Source organism: Pseudomonas sp. GL-RE-26 (assembly GCF_019956275.1).
Taxonomy (GTDB): domain Bacteria; phylum Pseudomonadota; class Gammaproteobacteria; order Pseudomonadales; family Pseudomonadaceae; genus Aquipseudomonas; species Aquipseudomonas grandcourensis.
This window is the reverse complement of sequence record NZ_JAHBDI010000042.1, coordinates 1-18,779: the sequence shown is the minus strand read 5'-3', so window position 1 is coordinate 18,779 and position 18,779 is coordinate 1. Positions and strand designations below refer to the sequence as shown.

Annotated in this window: 23 protein-coding genes; 11 read left to right on the top strand and 12 right to left on the bottom strand. The window is 60.5% G+C overall.

Annotated features, from left to right (window positions below; genetic code table 11):
* The first annotated feature begins 117 nt into the window (after positions 1-117).
* Positions 118-648, top strand: coding sequence for a DUF1003 domain-containing protein (locus KGB07_RS21965; protein ID WP_046042298.1), 531 nt, complete (start codon positions 118-120; stop codon positions 646-648).
* Between the two features lie 6 nt (positions 649-654).
* On the opposite strand, the gene KGB07_RS21960 is transcribed toward KGB07_RS21965, so the two are convergent.
* Complete coding sequence (locus tag KGB07_RS21960) at positions 655-1,596, bottom strand: LysR family transcriptional regulator (protein WP_223466540.1); 942 nt, start codon at positions 1,594-1,596, stop codon at positions 655-657.
* 15 nt (positions 1,597-1,611) lie between these two features.
* On the opposite strand from KGB07_RS21960, the gene KGB07_RS21955 reads away from it, so the two are divergent.
* Together KGB07_RS21955 and KGB07_RS21950 are read left to right on the top strand one after the other, a co-directional pair.
* Positions 1,612-2,319, top strand: coding sequence for a CTP synthase (locus KGB07_RS21955; protein WP_223466539.1), 708 nt, complete (start codon positions 1,612-1,614; stop codon positions 2,317-2,319).
* Positions 2,316-2,639, top strand: a complete 324-nt coding sequence (locus tag KGB07_RS21950) for an antibiotic biosynthesis monooxygenase family protein (protein WP_046042295.1) — start codon at positions 2,316-2,318, stop codon at positions 2,637-2,639. Before KGB07_RS21955 ends, KGB07_RS21950 begins: the two co-directional genes overlap by 4 nt.
* A 71-nt stretch (positions 2,640-2,710) precedes the next feature.
* On the opposite strand, the gene KGB07_RS21945 is transcribed toward KGB07_RS21950, so the two are convergent.
* Positions 2,711-3,037, bottom strand: coding sequence for a DUF2025 family protein (locus tag KGB07_RS21945; RefSeq protein WP_046042374.1), 327 nt, complete (start codon positions 3,035-3,037; stop codon positions 2,711-2,713).
* A gap of 211 nt (positions 3,038-3,248) precedes the next feature.
* On the opposite strand from KGB07_RS21945, the gene KGB07_RS21940 reads away from it, so the two are divergent.
* From KGB07_RS21940 to KGB07_RS21930, 3 genes are all read left to right on the top strand, one after another.
* Entirely contained in the window at positions 3,249-4,376 is a 1,128-nt protein-coding gene (locus KGB07_RS21940) for a glycerophosphodiester phosphodiesterase (RefSeq protein ID WP_046042293.1), read from the top strand.
* A 153-nt stretch (positions 4,377-4,529) separates the two neighbouring features.
* The gene (locus tag KGB07_RS21935) at positions 4,530-4,835 is read left to right on the top strand and encodes a PepSY domain-containing protein (protein WP_046042291.1); all 306 of its coding nucleotides are present in this window, start codon (positions 4,530-4,532) and stop codon (positions 4,833-4,835) included.
* Between the two features lie 281 nt (positions 4,836-5,116).
* Entirely contained in the window at positions 5,117-6,139 is a 1,023-nt protein-coding gene (locus tag KGB07_RS21930; RefSeq protein WP_046042288.1) for a transporter, read from the top strand.
* Positions 6,140-6,193: 54 nt separating this feature from the next.
* On the opposite strand, the gene KGB07_RS21925 is transcribed toward KGB07_RS21930, so the two are convergent.
* Positions 6,194-6,628: a multidrug/biocide efflux PACE transporter gene (locus KGB07_RS21925; protein WP_046042287.1), complete on the bottom strand. Its 435-nt coding sequence runs from the start codon at positions 6,626-6,628 to the stop codon at positions 6,194-6,196.
* A gap of 92 nt (positions 6,629-6,720) precedes the next feature.
* On the opposite strand from KGB07_RS21925, the gene KGB07_RS21920 reads away from it, so the two are divergent.
* Positions 6,721-7,575 (top strand): LysR family transcriptional regulator, encoded by an 855-nt coding sequence (locus tag KGB07_RS21920; protein WP_223466538.1) that lies wholly within the window; start codon positions 6,721-6,723, stop codon positions 7,573-7,575.
* Between the two features lie 101 nt (positions 7,576-7,676).
* Here KGB07_RS21920 and KGB07_RS21915 read toward each other — a convergent pair whose 3' ends face one another.
* From KGB07_RS21915 to KGB07_RS21905, 3 genes are all read right to left on the bottom strand, one after another.
* Complete coding sequence (locus KGB07_RS21915) at positions 7,677-8,912, bottom strand: RNA polymerase sigma factor (protein WP_046042285.1); 1,236 nt, start codon at positions 8,910-8,912, stop codon at positions 7,677-7,679.
* Between the two features lies 1 nt (position 8,913).
* Complete coding sequence (locus KGB07_RS21910) at positions 8,914-9,258, bottom strand: YciI family protein (protein ID WP_046042284.1); 345 nt, start codon at positions 9,256-9,258, stop codon at positions 8,914-8,916.
* 78 nt (positions 9,259-9,336) lie between these two features.
* The gene (locus tag KGB07_RS21905; RefSeq protein ID WP_046042283.1) at positions 9,337-9,762 is read right to left on the bottom strand and encodes a YybH family protein; all 426 of its coding nucleotides are present in this window, start codon (positions 9,760-9,762) and stop codon (positions 9,337-9,339) included.
* Positions 9,763-9,903: 141 nt separating this feature from the next.
* On the opposite strand from KGB07_RS21905, the gene KGB07_RS21900 reads away from it, so the two are divergent.
* Positions 9,904-10,389 (top strand): GNAT family N-acetyltransferase, encoded by a 486-nt coding sequence (locus tag KGB07_RS21900; RefSeq protein ID WP_223466537.1) that lies wholly within the window; start codon positions 9,904-9,906, stop codon positions 10,387-10,389.
* 145 nt (positions 10,390-10,534) lie between these two features.
* On the opposite strand, the gene KGB07_RS21895 is transcribed toward KGB07_RS21900, so the two are convergent.
* The 3 genes from KGB07_RS21895 to KGB07_RS21885 form a co-directional block, all read right to left on the bottom strand.
* Positions 10,535-11,023: a GNAT family N-acetyltransferase gene (locus KGB07_RS21895; protein WP_046042281.1), complete on the bottom strand. Its 489-nt coding sequence runs from the start codon at positions 11,021-11,023 to the stop codon at positions 10,535-10,537.
* A 98-nt stretch (positions 11,024-11,121) separates the two neighbouring features.
* Positions 11,122-11,607 (bottom strand): GyrI-like domain-containing protein, encoded by a 486-nt coding sequence (locus tag KGB07_RS21890; RefSeq protein WP_046042280.1) that lies wholly within the window; start codon positions 11,605-11,607, stop codon positions 11,122-11,124.
* A gap of 67 nt (positions 11,608-11,674) precedes the next feature.
* Entirely contained in the window at positions 11,675-12,337 is a 663-nt protein-coding gene (locus KGB07_RS21885; protein WP_046042279.1) for a LysE family translocator, read from the bottom strand.
* A gap of 139 nt (positions 12,338-12,476) precedes the next feature.
* Here KGB07_RS21885 and alaC point away from each other — a divergent pair, with 139 nt between their 5' ends.
* On the top strand, positions 12,477-13,694 hold the full coding sequence (gene alaC / locus KGB07_RS21880) for an alanine transaminase (protein WP_046042278.1): 1,218 nt from the start codon (positions 12,477-12,479) through the stop codon (positions 13,692-13,694).
* 238 nt (positions 13,695-13,932) lie between these two features.
* Here alaC and KGB07_RS21875 read toward each other — a convergent pair whose 3' ends face one another.
* Positions 13,933-15,285 carry a GntP family permease gene (locus KGB07_RS21875; RefSeq protein WP_046042277.1) on the bottom strand — a complete coding sequence of 451 codons (1,353 nt, stop codon included), beginning with the start codon at positions 15,283-15,285 and terminating at the stop codon, positions 13,933-13,935.
* 81 nt (positions 15,286-15,366) lie between these two features.
* A complete protein-coding gene (locus KGB07_RS21870; protein WP_046042276.1) occupies positions 15,367-15,900 on the bottom strand; it encodes a gluconokinase in 534 nt (177 codons plus the stop codon).
* Positions 15,901-16,115: 215 nt separating this feature from the next.
* Between KGB07_RS21870 and KGB07_RS21865 the strand changes: the two genes are divergently transcribed.
* On the top strand, positions 16,116-17,147 hold the full coding sequence (locus tag KGB07_RS21865) for a LacI family DNA-binding transcriptional regulator (RefSeq protein WP_046042275.1): 1,032 nt from the start codon (positions 16,116-16,118) through the stop codon (positions 17,145-17,147).
* 159 nt (positions 17,148-17,306) lie between these two features.
* Here KGB07_RS21865 and KGB07_RS21860 read toward each other — a convergent pair whose 3' ends face one another.
* Entirely contained in the window at positions 17,307-17,555 is a 249-nt protein-coding gene (locus KGB07_RS21860; protein WP_223466536.1) for a DUF6124 family protein, read from the bottom strand.
* A 389-nt stretch (positions 17,556-17,944) separates the two neighbouring features.
* On the opposite strand from KGB07_RS21860, the gene KGB07_RS21855 reads away from it, so the two are divergent.
* Entirely contained in the window at positions 17,945-18,580 is a 636-nt protein-coding gene (locus tag KGB07_RS21855) for a glutathione S-transferase family protein (protein WP_046042273.1), read from the top strand.
* The last annotated feature ends 199 nt before the right edge of the window (positions 18,581-18,779 follow it).

The following is an 18,779-nucleotide window of genomic DNA, read 5'->3' as shown; positions in this document are numbered from 1 at the left end:
GTTCGACGGTGGTGGCGACGGATTGATGGCTCTGATTTGAATGTGCGATGTGTTTCAGAATGAAACCGGCGCTGAGGCTATAGTGAGCTTCAGTCCCAGCGCCAGACAGAGAGCATCATGACCACCAGCCACGAAACCGCCCCCCACGTCGATCACCTGCGTTTCCATCGCCCTCATGCCCACCTGGCACCGACCTTTGGCAATGACAAGTTTGCCCTGCGCGCCGAAGCCTTTGCGCGGTTCTTCGGCACACCGACTTTTCTCGGTGCACAAACGCTGATCGTGGTCGCCTGGGTATGCCTCAACGTGTCCGGTTTCACCCACTTCGATGTGTACCCGTTCATCCTGCTCAACCTGGCCTTCAGCCTGCAATCGGCCTATGCCGCGCCATTGATTCTGTTGGCCCAGACGCGTCAGGCCGCACGGGACAAAGCCCAATCCGATGCCGATGCGCAGCACCGCGAAGCGCTGGCGACCGCCAACAGTGAGCGACAGGCACAAGCCGCGAAAAACACCGCGCAACTGCTGGAGTTGCTTGAGCAGAACACCCGGCTCACGGAGATGACCAAGGCCCTCACCGAGCGCATCGAAAACCTGACCACGGAAATGCACCAGCACTTCGTGCGCAAGGATGAGCCCAAGACCTGAACAGTTTCACGGCAGTTTCAGCGCCCGCCCCAACTCATCGAACAAGGTGACCACCGAGCGCAAGGCGCGGCAGTCGGGACGGGTCAGCAGCCACAGCGCGGTGTCGTATCCATGCAACGGTTCGCTCAGCGGCTGTAATCCGTCGCCGATCAAAAAGTCCGGCAACGCCGCTACACCCAGCCCCGCCCTGACCAACTCGGTCACCGACAGCATGCTGTTGCAGCGATAGCCCGGCGTTACGCCCGGCAAGGCTTGGCGACGCCAGGTAACGGTCGGGTGATCAGGCAGGAAGTCATCCGGGGCGATCCAGGTCAATAAGGCCAGGTCAGTGCTATTGACCGATTGCAGGTATCGCTCGCTGGCGCACACGCGGTAGGAAATATCCGCCAGCCGCCGTCCCACCAGATGCTCCGGTGGCGTGCGGGTCAGGCGCAGGGCGATATCGGCATCTCGACGGCTGAGGTTGGCAAAATCATTGGATGTGCTGAGTTCGAGGGTCAGCGCAGGATAGTTCGGCATGAACTGCGCCAGCGCCGGCAACAGCAAACCTTGCAGGACCGAATCGGTACAGGTCAGGCGCACGACGCCGCTGATCACTTCACCGCCCTGCTCCACACCGATGCGCGCCGCCTCCAGCGCCTGCTCAGCGCGCTCGGCCTGTTCCGCCAGGGACTGCGCCAGGGTGGTGGGCAGGTAACCGGCGCGGCTTTTTTCGAACAGTTGCTGACCCAGCGCAGCCTCCAGCCGGCGCACCGCTCGAAACACCGTCGAGACATCCACCTTCAGCAGTTGCGCAGCCCGGGCCAGAGAGCCGCCGCGCACCAGCGCGAGGATCAGGGCCAGGTCGGGGTAGTCCAGTCGATAGTGCGTTGCTGCATTGATCACTTGGGAAAACGCCAATATTGAGTGCGTGAACGCCAATCTATAGTGGGCACCAGCAATCAACAAGTGCAGAGGCCCCACATGGAAACCCGCCCGATTCGCATCGCCCTGATCGGCGACTACGACCCGCAAGTCACCGCCCACCAGGCCATTCCCGTCGCCCTCGAACAGGCCGCTGAACACAGTGGCCTGAGCGTGCAATGGCAATGGCTGGCCACCGATGAAATCCACGCCGAGACACCGTTGCACACATTCGACGGTTTCTGGTGTGTGCCGGCCAGCCCTTACCGGAGCATGGACGGTGCATTGCTGGCGATTCGCTTTGCTCGCGAACAGCGGCGACCTTTCCTCGGCACCTGCGGTGGTTTTCAACACGCGGTGCTGGAATATGCGCGCAACGTGCTGGGCTGGTCGGATGCCGAACACGGCGAGACAAATCCCGATGCAGCACGGGCACTGCTGACGCCGCTGTCGTGCGCGCTGGTGGAAGCGGTCGATACGATTCATTTGCTTGAGGGTTCGATGCTCGCCCAGGCGTACGAAAACACCGAGATTCGGGAAGGCTATCGCTGTCGTTATGGTGTGAACCCGCAATTCGAGGGGGAGCTGCTCAAGCGCGAACTTCACGCCGTCGGCCACGATTCGGAACACGGACTGCGCGCGGTCGAACTCAGCGGTCATCCGTTTTTTGTCGCGACCTTGTTCCAGCCCGAGCGGGCTGCGCTCAAAGGCGTCTTGCCGCCGTTGGTTGGCGCCTTTGTCGAAGCCTGTGCGGGGCACTCGTCATGATCGCCGATACACCAGCTGCGCCTTATTACGCAGTGATCTTCACCTCACTGCGCACCGAGGGTGACCAGGGTTACGCCGAAGCGGCCGCACGGATGCTGGAACTGGCCCGTGAACAGCCGGGGTTTCTCGGCGTGGAATCGGCTCGGGGCGAGGATGGGCTTGGGATTACGGTGTCGTACTGGGCCAGTGAAGCGGCGATTCTGGCGTGGAAGCTTCATCCTGAGCACAGTGCGATTCGCGAGCGTGGGCGCTCGACCTGGTATGCGCGGTGTCATACGCGGGTGTGCCGGGTTGAGCGGGCTTACGGGTTCAGTCTGTAAATGATGGGGTGTTATTTAGGCCGTCTTCGCGGGCAAGCCCGCGAAGAGGCCAGAACAGTCAGTGCAAAAACTCAGCCCCGAACCAAACTGCGAACCGCCGAAATCTCCGGCACTTCACGCCGGTTCATGTACACCCGCAAAGGCTCGGTGATGTTGATCCGGTCATCGATGTTCTGGTCCAGCAGCAACTGAATCAATTCGCGCTTGAGCATCATGGTCTGCTCGGGCCCCGCGGCCCAGACGAATTCGCTGGTCGGGATGATGCCGTCGTCCGCCACGTCCATGCCAAACGAGTCTTCGCTGAAGCGCACGATGTAGTGCCCGGTCTTGCGGTTGAGGCCGACGAAGCCTTTGAGTTGGTCGGCAGCCTGGCAGATGAGCTGGGAAGTGATGCGCATGGTAAACCCCGCAATGGTGATCATTGGTTTGCACGCAGGGCCCGCGTTTCCCTCTGCCGGGGAAATTGCAGGGCCCCAGCGTACTGCAAACGGGCGCACAAAAACGCTGACGAAAATCAGCTTTAGACAGGTTTATGTCGGTCTGACGATAGCGCCTGCAAAGATGAGTTGTTAAAAGGGACCGCTCACTTATTGCGAAAGGATCTCGACCATGCCCGCAACCTTTACCAAAAGCGCCCTGTTACTGAGCCTGTTGCTCGGCCTCGGTCACGCACAGGCCGCCAGCGAACCCGCCCCCTCGGCACTCGCGACCCGTTTGGGCATTCCGCATCCAGCGGTGATCGCCCACCGTGGCGCGTCGTTTGATGCGCCGGAATCCACCGCCGCCGCCTACAAGACTGCCCGCGACCTGGGCGCCGACTACCTGGAACTGGACCTGCAGCGCAGCAAGGATGGCGTGCTGTTTGCCCTGCACGACAACAATCTGCAACGCACCACCGACGTCGCGACAAAATTCCCCGAGCGCAAGGACAGCCCCGCCAATGCGTTCACCATGGCCGAACTGAAAACCCTGGACGCGGGCAGCTGGTTCAATGCCGCGTACCCGGATCGCGCACGTCAGGCCTTCGCGGGTCTGAAGATTCTGACCCTTGATGAAATCATCGACATCGCCGAGGGCAACAGCCTGCACAAGCCCGGCCTGTATATCGAGACCAAGGAGCCCAAGCAGTTTCCCGGCATCGAACACGACCTCAGGGAAAAACTTCAGGACCGGGGCTGGCTGAGCCCGACCGCTTCGAAACTGGCAAAAAGCGAGCTGGCGGTCGGCCAGGGCAAAGGCAAGGTAGTCCTGCAGACCTTCGAGAAGAGCAGCCTCGAACTGCTGCAAAAGGAGATGCCGAAGGTGCCGAAAATCCTGCTGTTGTGGGTCGGCGAAGGCAGTATCGAGCCCAAGTCCAAGGTGACATTTGCCGAGTCCGGCGAAAAGGATAAAGCCGCTTACTACGCCAGACAGCAACCGAAGGACAAAGCCGAATTCCAGAACTGGGTCGACTACGCCAAGGCCCAGGGCGCCATTGGCACTGGCCCGTCCGCCGCTCTGACCCAGGGTGGCGACCAGAGTTACTCGGATCTGGTGCAACCCTGGATGAACCGGTACACCCACGACCAGGGCCTGCTGGTGCACGTCTACACCATCGACGATGCGGTGGACTACCGGAAAGTCATGGACGCCGGTGTCGACGGCATCTTCACCAATCGTGCCAGTGAGTTGTTGAAGTTCTATAAACGCCCGGCCGCGGCGAGTGTCGATCAAGTGTTGAAGAACAACGGCTATTGAGCCTTGCCTGGCATGACACCGAGGTGCCTGCATCGCGGGCAGGCTCACTCCCTCAGAGGGTTGATGCAGGACATGTCGGGGGTTTTAAGGGTGGATTAAGTTACACAAGGTAACCTGATCTCACTTGAACGAATCACCCAAGGAAAGAAGCCCATGAAGACTCTGACTGCTTTGTTTACCGCTGCAACCCTGACGCTCACCGCCGGCCTGGCCCAAGCCGATGTGCGGGTCGATCAGATCCCGCAACTGGTCAAGGACGGCAAGATCAAGCCACTGGAAGACCTGAACAAGATCGCGCTGGATCTGCACCCGGGTGCAACGATTACCAAGACCGAGCTGGACAACCACTTCAACGGTTACGAGTACGAAATCGAACTGCGTGACGCCAAGAACGTCGAGTGGGATGTGGAAATCGATGCCTCCAACGGCAAGGTCCTGGAAAACAAACAGGACAAGTAATCCCGAAACAGACAAAAGCCGCACGATGGGAACATCGTGCGGCTTTTGCGTTTTCGGGATTCAGGTCCAGATCCTGACCATGGTCTGACTCCAATAGGGCTGATGTTCACCACGTCATCATCACCCCCATGCCCGCACTTGAGATCGACTGTGTACCGACTCGGTAAGCAACCCGGTACGCAGCCATGTGTAGCGTCACAAAAGCGTCACCCCCGCTTGCGATGATGCCGCTCAAGTGAACCTGTAAAACACGTGACAGGCGCCTCCCCTTGCGAGTCCTCATGAACCACAGCATCGATCAAAGCCATCGCGACACGGATCTGTTCGGCCTGCTTTACGGTTTCAGTTTTCGCCCCGGTGAGGCCGGTCGGGAAATCAATTCCGCCGAGGCCTTGCAGTACCTGCAACAGCCGGAGAGCGACGAGCAGTTTCTCTGGCTGCACCTGAACCTCGCCCACGCCGCGTGCGAGCGCTGGATGAAAAGCCATCTGGAATTGCCCGAGGAATTTTTCGAAGCGCTGCACGAAGGCTCGCGCTCGACGCGCATCGAGCATGTCGACTCCGCGCTGCTGGCGGTGGTCAACGACGTGGTGTTCAACCTCAGCAACATTGTCTCCTCGGATGTATCGACCCTGTGGGTGTGCGCCCGCAGCCAATTGATCATCAGCGCACGCCTGCAACCGCTGCACTCGGTGGACAAATTGCGCTCGTCGGTGAAGGCCCGGGAGTGCTTTCGCTCCCCGTTGGAGCTGTTGGTGCACTTGCTGCGCGACCAGGGTGAAGTGCTGACCCAGATCGTGCGCAAGACCAGCCAGAGCGTGGATCAAATCGAAGACCAATTGCTGTCCTCGCGGTTGTCGACCAACCGCGCCGAACTGGGCGCCAATCGCCGGGTGCTGGTGCGATTGCAACGGCTACTGGCGCTGGAACCGGGCTCGTTGCTGCGCCTGCTCAACCGGCCGCCGCAATGGCTGCAAAAGGAAGACGTGAAGGAGCTGCGCAAATCCACCGAGGAGTTTGCGCTGATCATCAACGACCTCACGGCGCTGGGTGAGCGGATCAAGCTGTTGCAGGAAGAGATCGCCGCCAACATCAACGAACAGACTAACCGCACGCTGTTCACCCTGACGGTGGTGACAGTGCTGGCGCTGCCGATCAACATCATCGCCGGTTTCTTCGGCATGAACGTCGGTGGTATTCCGCTGGCCGGTGATCCGGAGGGTTTCTGGATCCTGGTGGCGCTGGTCGCGACCTTTACCGTGATCGCCGGGCGCTGGGCGTTTCGCAAGCAGCAGGATTATTAACGTCTGCTAACCCCTGTGGCGAGGAAGCTAGCGCCCTCGCCACAAAAACGGTACTTAGCAAACCTCGCGAGTCACCAGCATCCGCTCCCGAACCACGTCATACGCCCAGTGGTAGACGTAGGTGTACGGCAGGAAGAACAGCAACACACCGATATCCAGCAGGAACGCTTGCCACAGGCTGACATTCAGCCACCAGGCGATCAGCGGCACGCCGAGGGCGACCAGCCCGCCTTCGAACAACAGCGCATGCACCACGCGGACCCAGGCGTTGTGTGCGATGGCGAGGCGCTTGAGCAGCCGATCGAACATACCGTTGAAGACCACGTTCCAGGCCAGGGCCAGGCCGGCGATGAGGACGGTGACCATGCCCATTTCCATCATCGGTTTCTTCATGATCCAGGCCAGCAACGGGGTACAGATCAAGATGGCCAGCAGTTCGAAGCCGATGGCTTGAAAAATACGTTCAGTAATGGATTTGTTGGCGCTCATGGCCGAATTCCCTTGAGTGACTGTGTGGTTGCCATGATCCGTCATCACACCGATACTTCATAACCAATAACCATCGATCAAGGCGATAGTTCATGGCCTCTCACGAAGTGTTGCTGGCATTTGTCGAAGCCGCGACCCAAGGCTCGTTTTCCGCCGCGGCGCGCAAATTGGGCCGCAGTCAGTCGACCATCAGCGCGGCGGTGGCCAGCCTGGAAATCGACCTGAACCTGACCCTGTTCGACCGCAGCAGCCGCAAACCCGGCCTGACCCCGGCCGGGCACGTCATGCTGCAACGGGCCGAAGACATCCTGGCCGCCACCAGTCGCCTGGAAATAGCCGCCAGCCAGCTGTCGCAAGGGGTGGAAGCGAAGCTGACGGTGGCGCTGTCCGACACCTATCAGTCGGACCGCTTCGAAGCCGCCCTCAGTGCCTTCGAGCAACGTTATCCGGACCTGGAGCTCGAATGCCTGATCGCCGAATGCGATGACCTGATGTCGCTGGTGCAAAGCGGACGAGCGCAGATTGCCTTTGCCGAAATGCAGGACAGCTACCCGCCGGACCTGGTCAGCTCGACAGTGGACGAGCGTACGGAAATCGCCTTGTTCGTGTCCCCGACACATCCCTTGGCGACAGTGGACTATGTCGACCGGGACGTACTGCAGCAGCACCGCGAGCTGCGTCTGGCCACCATCATCAATCCCTATGAAAGTCGGGCGAAGGGCCGCGTCTGGTCGGCGCCGAGTTATCTGATGCTGCTGGAAATGGCCCAGGGCGGATTCGGCTGGGCGCCGTTGCCCCGCTGGCTGGTCGAGCGGTTCGGGCCCGACACGTTGCGGGAACTGGTGGTGCGCGGCTGGCCGAAAACGGTGTCGGTGGATGCGTTGTGGTCGCGTCTGAATCCGCCGGGGCCGGCGGGGAGCTGGTTGCTGGGCAAGATGCTGGAATAGCGGCGCGGCCATTCGCGCGCAGGCTCGCTCCCACAGGTATCGAGTACGCCATCAATCCCTTTCGGAGCGAGCTTGCTCGCGATGAGGCCAGTACGGCCGCATCAATCCAGTGCCTTGAGCCGCTCTTCGATAAACCGCCGCTCCGGCTCCTGTCGGGTCAACGCCAGCGCCCGTTCCCACGCCGCCCGCGCCTCTTGCTTGCGGCCCAGTTGCCGACAGAACTGCGCCCGCGCCGAATGCGCCAGGTGGTAGTCGAGCAGTTCTCCCCGCTCCAGAATGGCGTCGACCAACGTCAGACCCGCCAGTGGACCATCGCGTTGCGAAATCGCCGCCGCACGATTCAACTCGATCACCGGCGACGGCACCGCCCGCAGCAGGACGTCATACAGACCGACAATCTGCGGCCAATCGGTTTCCCCCGCCGTCGGGGCTTCGGCGTGTACCGCCGCGATCGCCGCTTGCAGGCAATAGGGCCCGAATCGTCCCATGGTCAGCGCCCGCTCGACCAGCGTGCAGCCTTCACTGATCAACCCGGCATCCCACAGCGAACGGTCCTGCTCGTCCAGCACAATCAGCTCGCCGCTCGCCGAGGTCCTGGCCGGGCGGCGCGACTCGTGCAGCAGCATCAACGCCAGCAAGCCCATCACCTCCGGCTCCGGCAGCAGTTCCACCAGCAACCGGCCGAGACGGATCGCTTCGCGGGTCAAATCCTCGCGGATCAGTTCGGCCCCGATGGACGCCGAGTACCCCTCGTTGAACACCAGGTAAATCACCCGCAATACGCTGTCCAAACGCTCGGGTAACTCGGCGAGTGTCGGCACTTGATAAGGGATTTTCGCGTCGCGAATCTTCGCCTTGGCGCGCACGATGCGCTGGGCGATGGTGGCCGGGGCCGAAAGAAAGGCCCGGGCGATCTCTTCCGTGGTCAGGTCGCAGACTTCCCGCAGCGTCAGCGGCACTTGCGCGTCGGCCGCCAGGGCCGGGTGGCAGCAAGTGAAGATCAGCCGCAGGCGATCGTCTTCCACGTCCTCATCACTCCAGTTGGCCTGTTCCAGCGCCTCCAGTTGCGCGATCAACAAGGGCTGCGACGCGGTAAAACGCGCGCGCCGGCGCAAGGCATCGATGGCCTTGAAGCGCCCGGTGGACACCAGCCAGGCCCGCGGATTGTCCGGCACGCCATCACGCTGCCAGCGTTCGACCGCGATGAAAAACGCCTCGTGCAAGGCCTCTTCGGCGAGGTCGAAATCCCCCAGCAAGCGAATCAGAGTCGCAAGAATCCGCCGCGAGTCTTCGCGATAGACCCGCTCGACCTGCGCCTGAACCGGCAGCCCCGGCATCTTAAGGATTCAACTGCCGAACGGGGCGCACTTCGACACTGCCGACCCGGGCCGCCGGAATGTTCCCGGCGACCTGGATGGCTTCGTTGAGGTCCCTGGCATCGATCAGGTAGAAACCGGCCAACTGCTCCTTGGTTTCAGCAAACGGGCCATCGGTGATCGACATCTTGCCGTTGCGCATACGCACCGTGGTGGCGGTCTGTACTGACTCCAGCGCTTCGGCGGCGACCATCCGGCCGCTGCCCTGGATCGACTCGGCATAGGCCATGCACTCCTCGTCCTTCGGGCTTTCCGGCAGCGAATGCAGCAGGTGCTCATCGCTGTAGACCAGGCATAAATACTTCATGAACGTCTCCTGACTCGAACGGATCAACTATGGCCGTGGATTAACCATTTGGCGCGGCGCCCCGACAAATAACATCGATCAGGGTTTCAGATCGAACAGGACGGTGCCGCTCATCATGTCGAACGGCGCCGACCAGTGCTCATGGACGATCTGCCACAACCCGTCTTCCTGGCGATAGCACGCACTGCCGCGCATCCAGCAGGCCTGGGTCTCGCCCTTGTCGTTGGTGCCGCCGCAATGGGCCAGCCAATGGGCGAAGGCGATCTCCTGGGACGCCTCGATGCGGATGTCCTGGAACTCGAAAATGTGCGGGCCGGGGCACATTTTCATGCAATCTTCCCAATGCGCGCGGTACGCCTCTTTGCCCTTGAATTGCAAGGCCTTGACCGCGTCGAAGGAGACGATGTCGTCGGCATACAGGGTCATGATTTTATCTACGTCCTTGGCCATCATGGCCTGACGATAGGTTTCGATCAGGTTCTGGATCTGGGTTTGCGCATTCATGGTGGTTCTCCGTGGTTTTTATTGGAAGACACCCTTAGTCGTCCGGCGACCCGGCAAATCGACAGACGAAATAAAAATAAACCATAAAGCCAAACTCGCTAGAATCCGAGGCTCATTTTCAGTTGGAAACAGGACACGCCAGTGACAGCCCGACTTGTGCCTTATGAAAGCCTGAATGTGCTGCAACGCCAGCAGGTCGAGGCTATTGAAGTGCATTCGGAACAGATCAAGTTCTCGGGTGACATCCACGGCGCCTTGCACACCTTGTTGTCTAAGCCCGGCCCCGGAGTCAAGGGTTTCGCCCTGCTGGCCGAAGATGTGCCTGTCGCTTTCCTGCTGCTCAAGCGCCCGCCGGTGTTGCCGGCCTGGGCCGATGAGCACAGCGCCACGCTGCATGCCCTGCAAGTCGACCAACGTGCCCAGGGCAAGGGCTACGGCAAGGCCTGCCTGCAGGCATTGCCCGAAGCGGCACGCTTGGCCTGGCCGGAAATCAGGGGGCTGGAGCTGTCGGTAGATGCCGACAACGAGGCTGCGATCGCCCTGTACGCCAGGTTTGGCTTTGTCGACAGCGGCGAGGCGTACAAGGGCCGGATCGGTTATGAGCGGCGGATGGGGTTGGTGTTTTGACTGCGCGTTAGTTTTTTGCAGACATTACTGATACAACACCGCCCCCTGTAGGAGCGAGCCTGCTCGCGATGGAGTGTCAGTCGACACCACTTATGCTGACACACCTTCGCGAGCAGGCTCGCTCCTACAGGGGATCTACGTCGGATCAGAGCTCGAGCACCATCTCATGCCACGCCATGCCGCCATGGTCGGACGCCGAAGGCTTGACGTAGGCAAAGCCGAAACCGGCATACAACGGAATATGCCGCTCCTTGCACATCAGGTTGATGGTGACCTTGCCCATCCCACGCATGCGCTCGATGAACTCGCCCATCAGGCGCTTGGCCAGGCCTTGGCCCTGATAATCCGGGTGCACCACCACCGACATGATCACCACGTGCGGCCCGGCCGGGTCGTGGCCGATCAGTTCCTTGAACGCCTCGTCCGACATTTCCACCTGGAACGCCGCACCGGAGTTGATGAATCCGGCGACAACCCCGTCCACTTCCGCGACGATAAAACCCTCGGGCCAGGTGGCGATGCGGGTGGCGATCTTCTCGCGGGTCGCGGCTTCGTCCCCTTCATAGGCAAGGGTTTCGATGGCAAAGCAGCGGTCCAGGTCGGCGGGGGTGACGTTGCGGATGACGGTGTTCATGGCAGCTCGGAATCAGCGTGGGAAAGGCTGGGGATGATAAATCAGCCGCCGTGGGACATCGAGAGACGAATCGGCTGATCCGCCTCTCGATACACGTATCACGCCTTGATCGGCAGCCAGATTTCCAGCTTGCCGGTGTTGAGCTTGGGGTTGAAGTCTTCGCTGTAGCGCTCGAACTCCGGGGCCGCCAATAGCTCATGGCCGGACTGCGGCAGCCACGTGCCATGGATGTACTGGAAGGTTTGCGGCAGGGTGTCCAGCGGTCCCTTGTGTTCAAACACCACGTACTGCTGCGGCTGAACTTCTACCCAGCGGTAGGTTTCCGGCAAGTCGTCGAGCTTGCTGATCTCGACGCCAGCGATGTAGTCGAAGCCGCCCTTGCCGTCGAAATTGCAGCAGACGCCGTAGGTGACTTCGCCTTTTTGGCCAGGAATGTGGCCCATATGCGGGATGAATTTTTCCCAGAGATCGGGAATGCCTTGGGTGGTTTGCTGGGTAAATTGTCCGCCCAGCCCTGCAATCAGCAGGAAGTGCCCGTGTTCGAAGCGCGGTTGCGTCAGTTCGACGCGTGCTAACTCATCCATGACTCGACTCCTGACGCATAAAAATGGGTTCGGCTGGGAGTATAGAAGCCAAACCCGATTCGCCCAATTACAGTGCGTGCAATTGCTCGACGGCAGCGGCGCCAACGAACTCGTTGTAACCCGATAGGATCACATAGACCGCGAAATAGCAGAAGATCGCCGCCGATGCCATGTAGGAATAACGCAGCAGCTTGTCCCCCAGCAACTTGCCGCCATGGCTCGCGGCGAAGCACAGCCCGGCCGACCAGAGCAGCCCGGCACAGAGGAAACCGCCGAGAAACAGTGCCGAGCTGAGCGGGCCACCGCCACCGGAACGGGCGATCAAGGTGCCGCCCACCGCGGCGAACCAGAGAATCGCGCTGGGCGAAGACATGGCCAGGAAAATCCCGCGGAAAAACTCCTTGCGGTGGGAATTGTTCCCGACCTCCGCCGTCTCGGCCAGCAGCGCCTCGTGGTGAATCGCCGAATAGATCATCTTCGCTGCGAAGTACACCAGCAGCGCCGAGCCACCGATCCACAACACCCAACGCACGCTTTCGTACTGCAGCAACACGGTCATGCCGGCCAGCGCCAGTACCGCGTAGATCAGGTCGCCGACGCAGGTCCCGAGCCCCAGGGCAAAGCCCTGGAAATAGCCGCGCTGCATGGCCAGGGTGATCATCGCGATGTTGGCCACACCGATATCCAGGCACAGCGAGAGGCTCAGCAAGAAGCCGCTGGTAAATTCCATCGAACCCTATCCTTCGGACAAATTTGTTTACATTGAGGCTGGACAGTCTGCCACAGCTGCCCTTACATTCCGCCACAGGTCACCGCAGTGACCAGCGTCGCTCGGACGGTTCCGGGCGCTTACGTTATCCGAGGCAACAATGGCCGAACAAGGTTCGCCGCGCCGCTTTGCGCGCATAGATCGACTCCCCCCTTACGTTTTCAACATCACCGCCGAGCTGAAGATGGCCGCCCGTCGTCGTGGCGAAGACATCATCGACTTGAGCATGGGCAACCCCGACGGCGCCACGCCGCCGCACATCGTCGAAAAACTTGTGCAGGTCGCCCAGCGCGAAGACACCCACGGTTACTCCACCTCCAAGGGCATTCCGCGCCTGCGCCGGGCGATTTCCAACTGGTACAAGGATCGCTACGCGGTCGACATCGACCCGGAAAGCGAGGCCATTGTCACCATCGGCTCCAAGGAAGGCCTGGCGCACTTGATGCTGGCCACCCTCGACCAAGGCGACACCGTACTGGTGCCGAACCCGAGCTACCCGATTCACATCTACGGCGCGGTGATTGCCGGCGCCCAAGTGCGGTCGGTGCCACTGGTGCCGGGCGTGGATTTCTTCGCTGAACTGGAGCGGGCCATTCGCGGCTCGATCCCCAAGCCGAAGATGATGATCCTCGGCTTCCCGTCCAACCCCACCGCCCAGTGCGTGGAGCTGGATTTCTTCGAGCGAGTCATTGCCCTCGCCAAGCAGTACGATGTGCTGGTGGTGCACGACCTGGCCTACGCCGACATTGTCTACGACGGCTGGAAAGCCCCGTCGATCATGCAGGTGCCGGGGGCCAAGGACATTGCGGTGGAGTTTTTCACCCTGTCCAAGAGCTACAACATGGCCGGCTGGCGCATTGGCTTCATGGTCGGCAACCCGGAACTGGTCAACGCTCTGGCGCGAATCAAGAGCTACCACGACTACGGCACGTTCACCCCACTGCAAGTCGCGGCCATCGCGGCGCTGGAAGGCGATCAGCAATGCGTGCGCGACATCGCCGAGCAGTATCGGCAGCGGCGTAACGTGCTGGTCAAAGGCCTGCATGAACTGGGCTGGATGGTGGAAAACCCGAAAGCCTCGATGTACGTCTGGGCCAAGATTCCCGAGGCTTATGCGCACCTGGGCTCGCTGGAGTTTGCCAAGAAACTGCTGGCCGAAGCCAAGGTGTGTGTCTCGCCGGGCGTCGGGTTTGGCGAATACGGCGATGATCACGTGCGCTTCGCCCTGATCGAAAACCAGGACCGGATTCGTCAGGCCGTGCGCGGGATTCGCGGGATGTTCAGGGCGGATGGGCTAGTCAACAAATCCAACGCCTGACACAAAAACCTGTGGCAACAACATTCCTGTGGCGAGGGAGCTTGCTCCCGCTGGGCTGCGAAGCGGCCCCCAATCCGGGCACCTCATTTCGCCATAGAGATGCGGTTGACGGGTTTACGACTGCTTCGCAGCCGAGCGGGAGCAAGCTCCCTCGCCACAAAATGCATCCACTGACAGAGATCTATTTCACCCACAAAAAAACCGCATCGCTGCGGTTTTTTTGTGTCTGTCGAATCGCTTAGACGAACAGCGACAACAGCAGGATGAAGCACAGGCCAACCACGGAGAGGATGGTTTCCATCGCGGTCCAGGTCTTGAAGGTTTCGGCCACGGTCATGTTGAAGTACTGCTTGACCAGCCAGAAACCGGCGTCGTTGACGTGGGACAGGATCAGGGAACCTGCACCGGTGGCCAGCACCAGCAGCTCACGGTTCACACCCGGAATCATCCCCACCACCGGCACCACGATGCCGGCGCCAGTGATGGTCGCCACAGTCGCCGAACCGGTCGCGATACGGATCACCGCCGCCACCAGCCAGGCCAGCAGGATCGGCGAGATCTGTGCGTTCACCGCCATGTGGCCAATCACGTCACCCACGCCGCTGGTCACCAGCATCTGCTTGAAGCCACCACCGGCACCGATGATCAGGATGATCGCGGCGGTCGGCGCGAGGCTCGCATCCAGCCATTTCATCATTTGGCTGGAACCGATGCCCTGCTTGTAGCCGAAGGTATACAGCGACAGCAGCAATGCCAGCAGCAACGCCGAAATCGGGTGACCGATCAGGTCCATGAAAGCGCGGAAGATGTTGCCATCGGGCAGCACCACGTCGGCAAAGGTTTTCAGCAGCATCAGGAACACCGGCAGTAGCACGGTCACCAGCGTGATGCCGAAGCTCGGCAGTTCAGCCGAATCGGTTTCGCGTGCCAGTTGATCCACCAGCTCCTGGTTCGGATGACCGGGAATGTGCTTGGCAATGAACGTACCGAAGATCGGGCCAGCGATGATGGCGGTTGGCAGCGCAACGATCAGGCCGTACAGAATGGTCTTGCCGATGTCGGCACCGAACACGCCGATGGCCAGCAACGGACCCGGGTGCGGCGGCACCAGGCCGTGAACGGCGGACAGACCGGCCAGCAGCGGGATACCGATCTTGATGATCGACACGCCGGTGCGGCGGGCCACGATGAACACCAGCGGAATCAGCAGCACGAAGCCGATTTCGAAGAACAGCGGAATGCCGACCAGGAACGCGGCGAACATCATCGCCCACTGCACCTTGTCCTTGCCGAAGGCGCGGATCAACGTCTGCGCAATCTGATCCGCACCGCCTGATTCGGCCATCATTTTGCCGAGCATCGTGCCCAGCGCGAGGATGATGCCGACAAAGCCAAGCACGCCACCGAAGCCGTCCTGGAACGCCTTGATGATGGTGCCGATCGGCATGCCGGAGGTCAGCCCGAGGAAGGCTGCGGCGATGATCAGTGCGAGGAATGGGTGCAACTTGAACTTGGTGATCAGGACGATAAGCCCGATCACCGTAACCACTGCATCGAGCAGCAGGAACGTCTCGTGGGACATGCCAAACATTAGGGGTGTCTCCTGGTTGTTGTTGTTATTAAAGCGGGTTGATCAGAAGTCGTGAGGACAGCGCTGTCTTTGCAAACACAGTCATACCGCCTGCTTCAGGCCATGCGCCTGCCACCAGACATGAGCCTGGGCTGCCAGTTGTTCGACGCTATGGGTCGAAGCATCCAGCGCCAGGGTCAACGGCTCGCCGACCGGCGATTCGAGGGTGGCGAACTGGCTGTCGATCAGGGTCGACGGCATGAAGTGGCCTGGCCGATGGGACACACGGTCGGCGGCGACTTCGGGGGTCAACTCAAGGAACACGAAGCCCAGGCGCGGCAAGGCACTGCGCAGACGTTCGCGATAGACGTGCTTGAGCGCCGAACAGGTCAGCACCGGGCGCTGGCCCATGGCGTCGACACGGCGCAGTTCATCGCACAGGCTGTCGAGCCAGCCGGCACGGTCTTCATCGTTCAGGGGAATACCCGCGCTCATCTTTTCGATGTTGGCGGCAGGGTGAAAAGAGTCGCCTTCAATGGCAGTGGCGCCGCTCAAGTGGCATAAGGCCTCGCTGACGCACGTCTTGCCGCAACCGGCAACGCCCATGATGACCAGGGCGGTGATGGGATGATTCATGTAACACCTCAGCGCGCAGACAGCGCTACCTTTGCCAGTTATGACACTAGACCAAAAGCAGAAGTTGCCGACGTCTTTCTTGTCATTTTATGGGTTGCAGCAGGTTAGGTCCCGACACCAAAAAGCAAGGATCAGGCGAACCCTCGCTCACGCATTTGCAGCTGCATCGAGACAGCGCTACCTTAGTGCCTTGAATTTTGTTTGGCAAGCCGTCGATGAACACAACCAAGAACGATAAAAATACCCGTACCACTGGCCGCCCTACCCTGAACGAAGTTGCCCGACTGGCCGGCGTCAGCCCGATCACCGCCTCCCGCGCCTTGCGGGGCGTCAGCACCGTGGCCACCGAACTGGTGGAAAAGGTGCAGAAAGCGGCGCTGGAACTCAACTATGTGGTCAACCCCGCCGCCCGCGCCCTGGCCTCGGCCCAGAGCCATTCGGTGGTGGTGTTGGTGCCTTCATTATCCAATTTGCTGTTCATCGATACCCTGGAAGCCATTCATCAGGTTTTGCGCCCCAAGGGTTTCGAAGTGCTGATCGGCAACTTCCATTATTCGCGCGATGAAGAAGAAAACCTGCTGCGCAACTACATGGCCTATCAGCCGCGCGGATTGTTGCTGACCGGTTTCGACCGCACCGAAAGTTCGCGGCGGATGATCGAAGCCAGCAACATTCCTTGCGTGTACATGATGGAACTGGACAGCGCGGCCGGGCTCAATTGCGTTGGTTTTTCGCAACTGGCTGCCGGCGAAACGGCTGCCGAACACTTGCTGTCTCGCGGCCGCAAGCGCCTGGCCTACATCGGCGCGCAACTGGATCAGCGCACCTTGCTGCGCGGCGAAGGCTTCCGCAAAGCCCTGCAAAAGGCCGGTTTGTATGACCCGGACCTGGAAGTGCTGACCCCCCGCTCCTCCTCCGTCGGCCTCGGCGGCGAGCTGTTCCTGCAACTGCTGGCCAGTCATCCGGATGTCGATGCGATCTTCTTCGGTAACGACGACCTGGCCCAGGGCGCCTTGCTCGAAGCCATGCGCAATGGGATCAAGATCCCCGAGCAAGTGGCGATCCTCGGCTTCAACGACTTGCCCATGTCCGAACACATGGTCCCACGCCTGAGCAGCATCAACACCCCGCGCGAAGCCATCGGCCGCCGCGCGGCGGAGCAGATGCTGACGCTGATGGCCGGCAACACTGTGGCCAAGCCGGTGCAGGACATGGGGTTTGAGTTGAAGGTGCGGGAGAGTACATAAGCGAGACACATATCCATTGTGGCGAGGGAGCTTGCTCCCGCTGGGTTGCGAAGCGGCCCCAAAACCTGCGTTCCCGGTGGATCTGGTACACCGAATGTCATGGTTTACGACGGCTACGCCGCCGAACGGGAGCAAGCTCCCTCGCCACAGTTTCCGCGATTAATCCTGCGGATCGAGGTTATCCAGCACACGATTCACCGCCAGTTCAGCCAGCATGATGATCTGTGCGATCGCCAATGCCGTATTGCGCTGACTGCCTTCCAGAAACGTAGCAAAGTCATTGGTCATGACACTCGCCGAGGCCAACGATTCGCAGGCGTGCGCCAACAGAGTCTCGTTGTTGATGCCGGGTGAGATGGAGAACATTGGGCTGGGATTGCGTGGGGGGGTGGGCGTGGGTTTGAACATGGCAATGCTCCTAGAGTGATGGAGCTGCCACAGTTCGCTGCTAGACGAAAAACAAGGTGGCAGCCGTGCGCGGGCTAGCAGACCAGGACTCTAGAACCCGGTAGACCCGAAGGTCTTCCCACGCACAACCGCCATAACGTGAACTGACAGGCAAGATCACGAAGGATGGACGTCATGCGTCTAAAGTATCCAGGCTGCTAGACCCGATCGCTGAATTTGCAGCGACACGGAACGATAGAGTCCGGATACCAGGCGCACAAGGCGGCGGATTCTGGCGTAGTTGTAGGCAATGACGCAAGAAATCGTAGGTAGCGAAAACCTGCCGAAACGCCTTTCCTACAGACCACTCCTACAATTACACATACGCCATACGCGATGGAGTTGCTCAAATGGAACACACACTGAAGATTCTCGGCAAAGCCTCGTCCATCAACGTCCGAAAAGTCCTGTGGACCTGCGAGGAGCTGGGCATAACCTACGAACGCGAGGACTGGGGAAGTGGTTTTGCATCTACCCACAGCCCCGAGTTCCTGCGCTTCAATCCCAACGCACAGGTGCCGGTGATCATCGATGAAGCCGGCGTGTTGTGGGAATCCAATACCATCTGCCGCTATCTGGCCGGCAAACACCAACACCAGCACGATCTGCTGCCCACCGAACCGGCGGCACGCGCCCGGGTGGAACAGTGGATGGACTGGCAAGCCACCGAGCTCAATCCGTCCTGGAGCTATGCGTTCATGGCGCTGGTGCGCAAGGACCCGGAGTTCCAGGACGCCCATCGCCTCGAAGTCGGCATCCGCGGCTGGAACCAGAAAATGGGCATCCTCGAACATCAACTCGCGACCACCAAGGCGTATGTCGCCGGACCACGCTTTTCCCTGGCAGACGTTGTCATCGGTTTATCGGTCAATCGCTGGCTGATGACGCCGATCGACCGGCCTGACTTCCCCGCTGTCGATGAGTATTTCCAGCGCCTGGCGCAGCGTCCGGGGTTCCTCAAGCACGGCTGCAACGGCTTGCCCTGAATGGCCACAGGTTGCTGCCCACCACACAATAAAAAAGTGTCCCTCTACCGGGTAATGCCAGTCAGTTAAGCGGACTGGCATTTTTATTTCTGATCGGATACTTCGGTGATTTGAGCCGGATGGCGCGAGGATAAATACGCTCCTCTCGCCGATGAGGCAGGACATAGTGCGGGGCTGAGGCATGAAGCTCGGCCAGGTA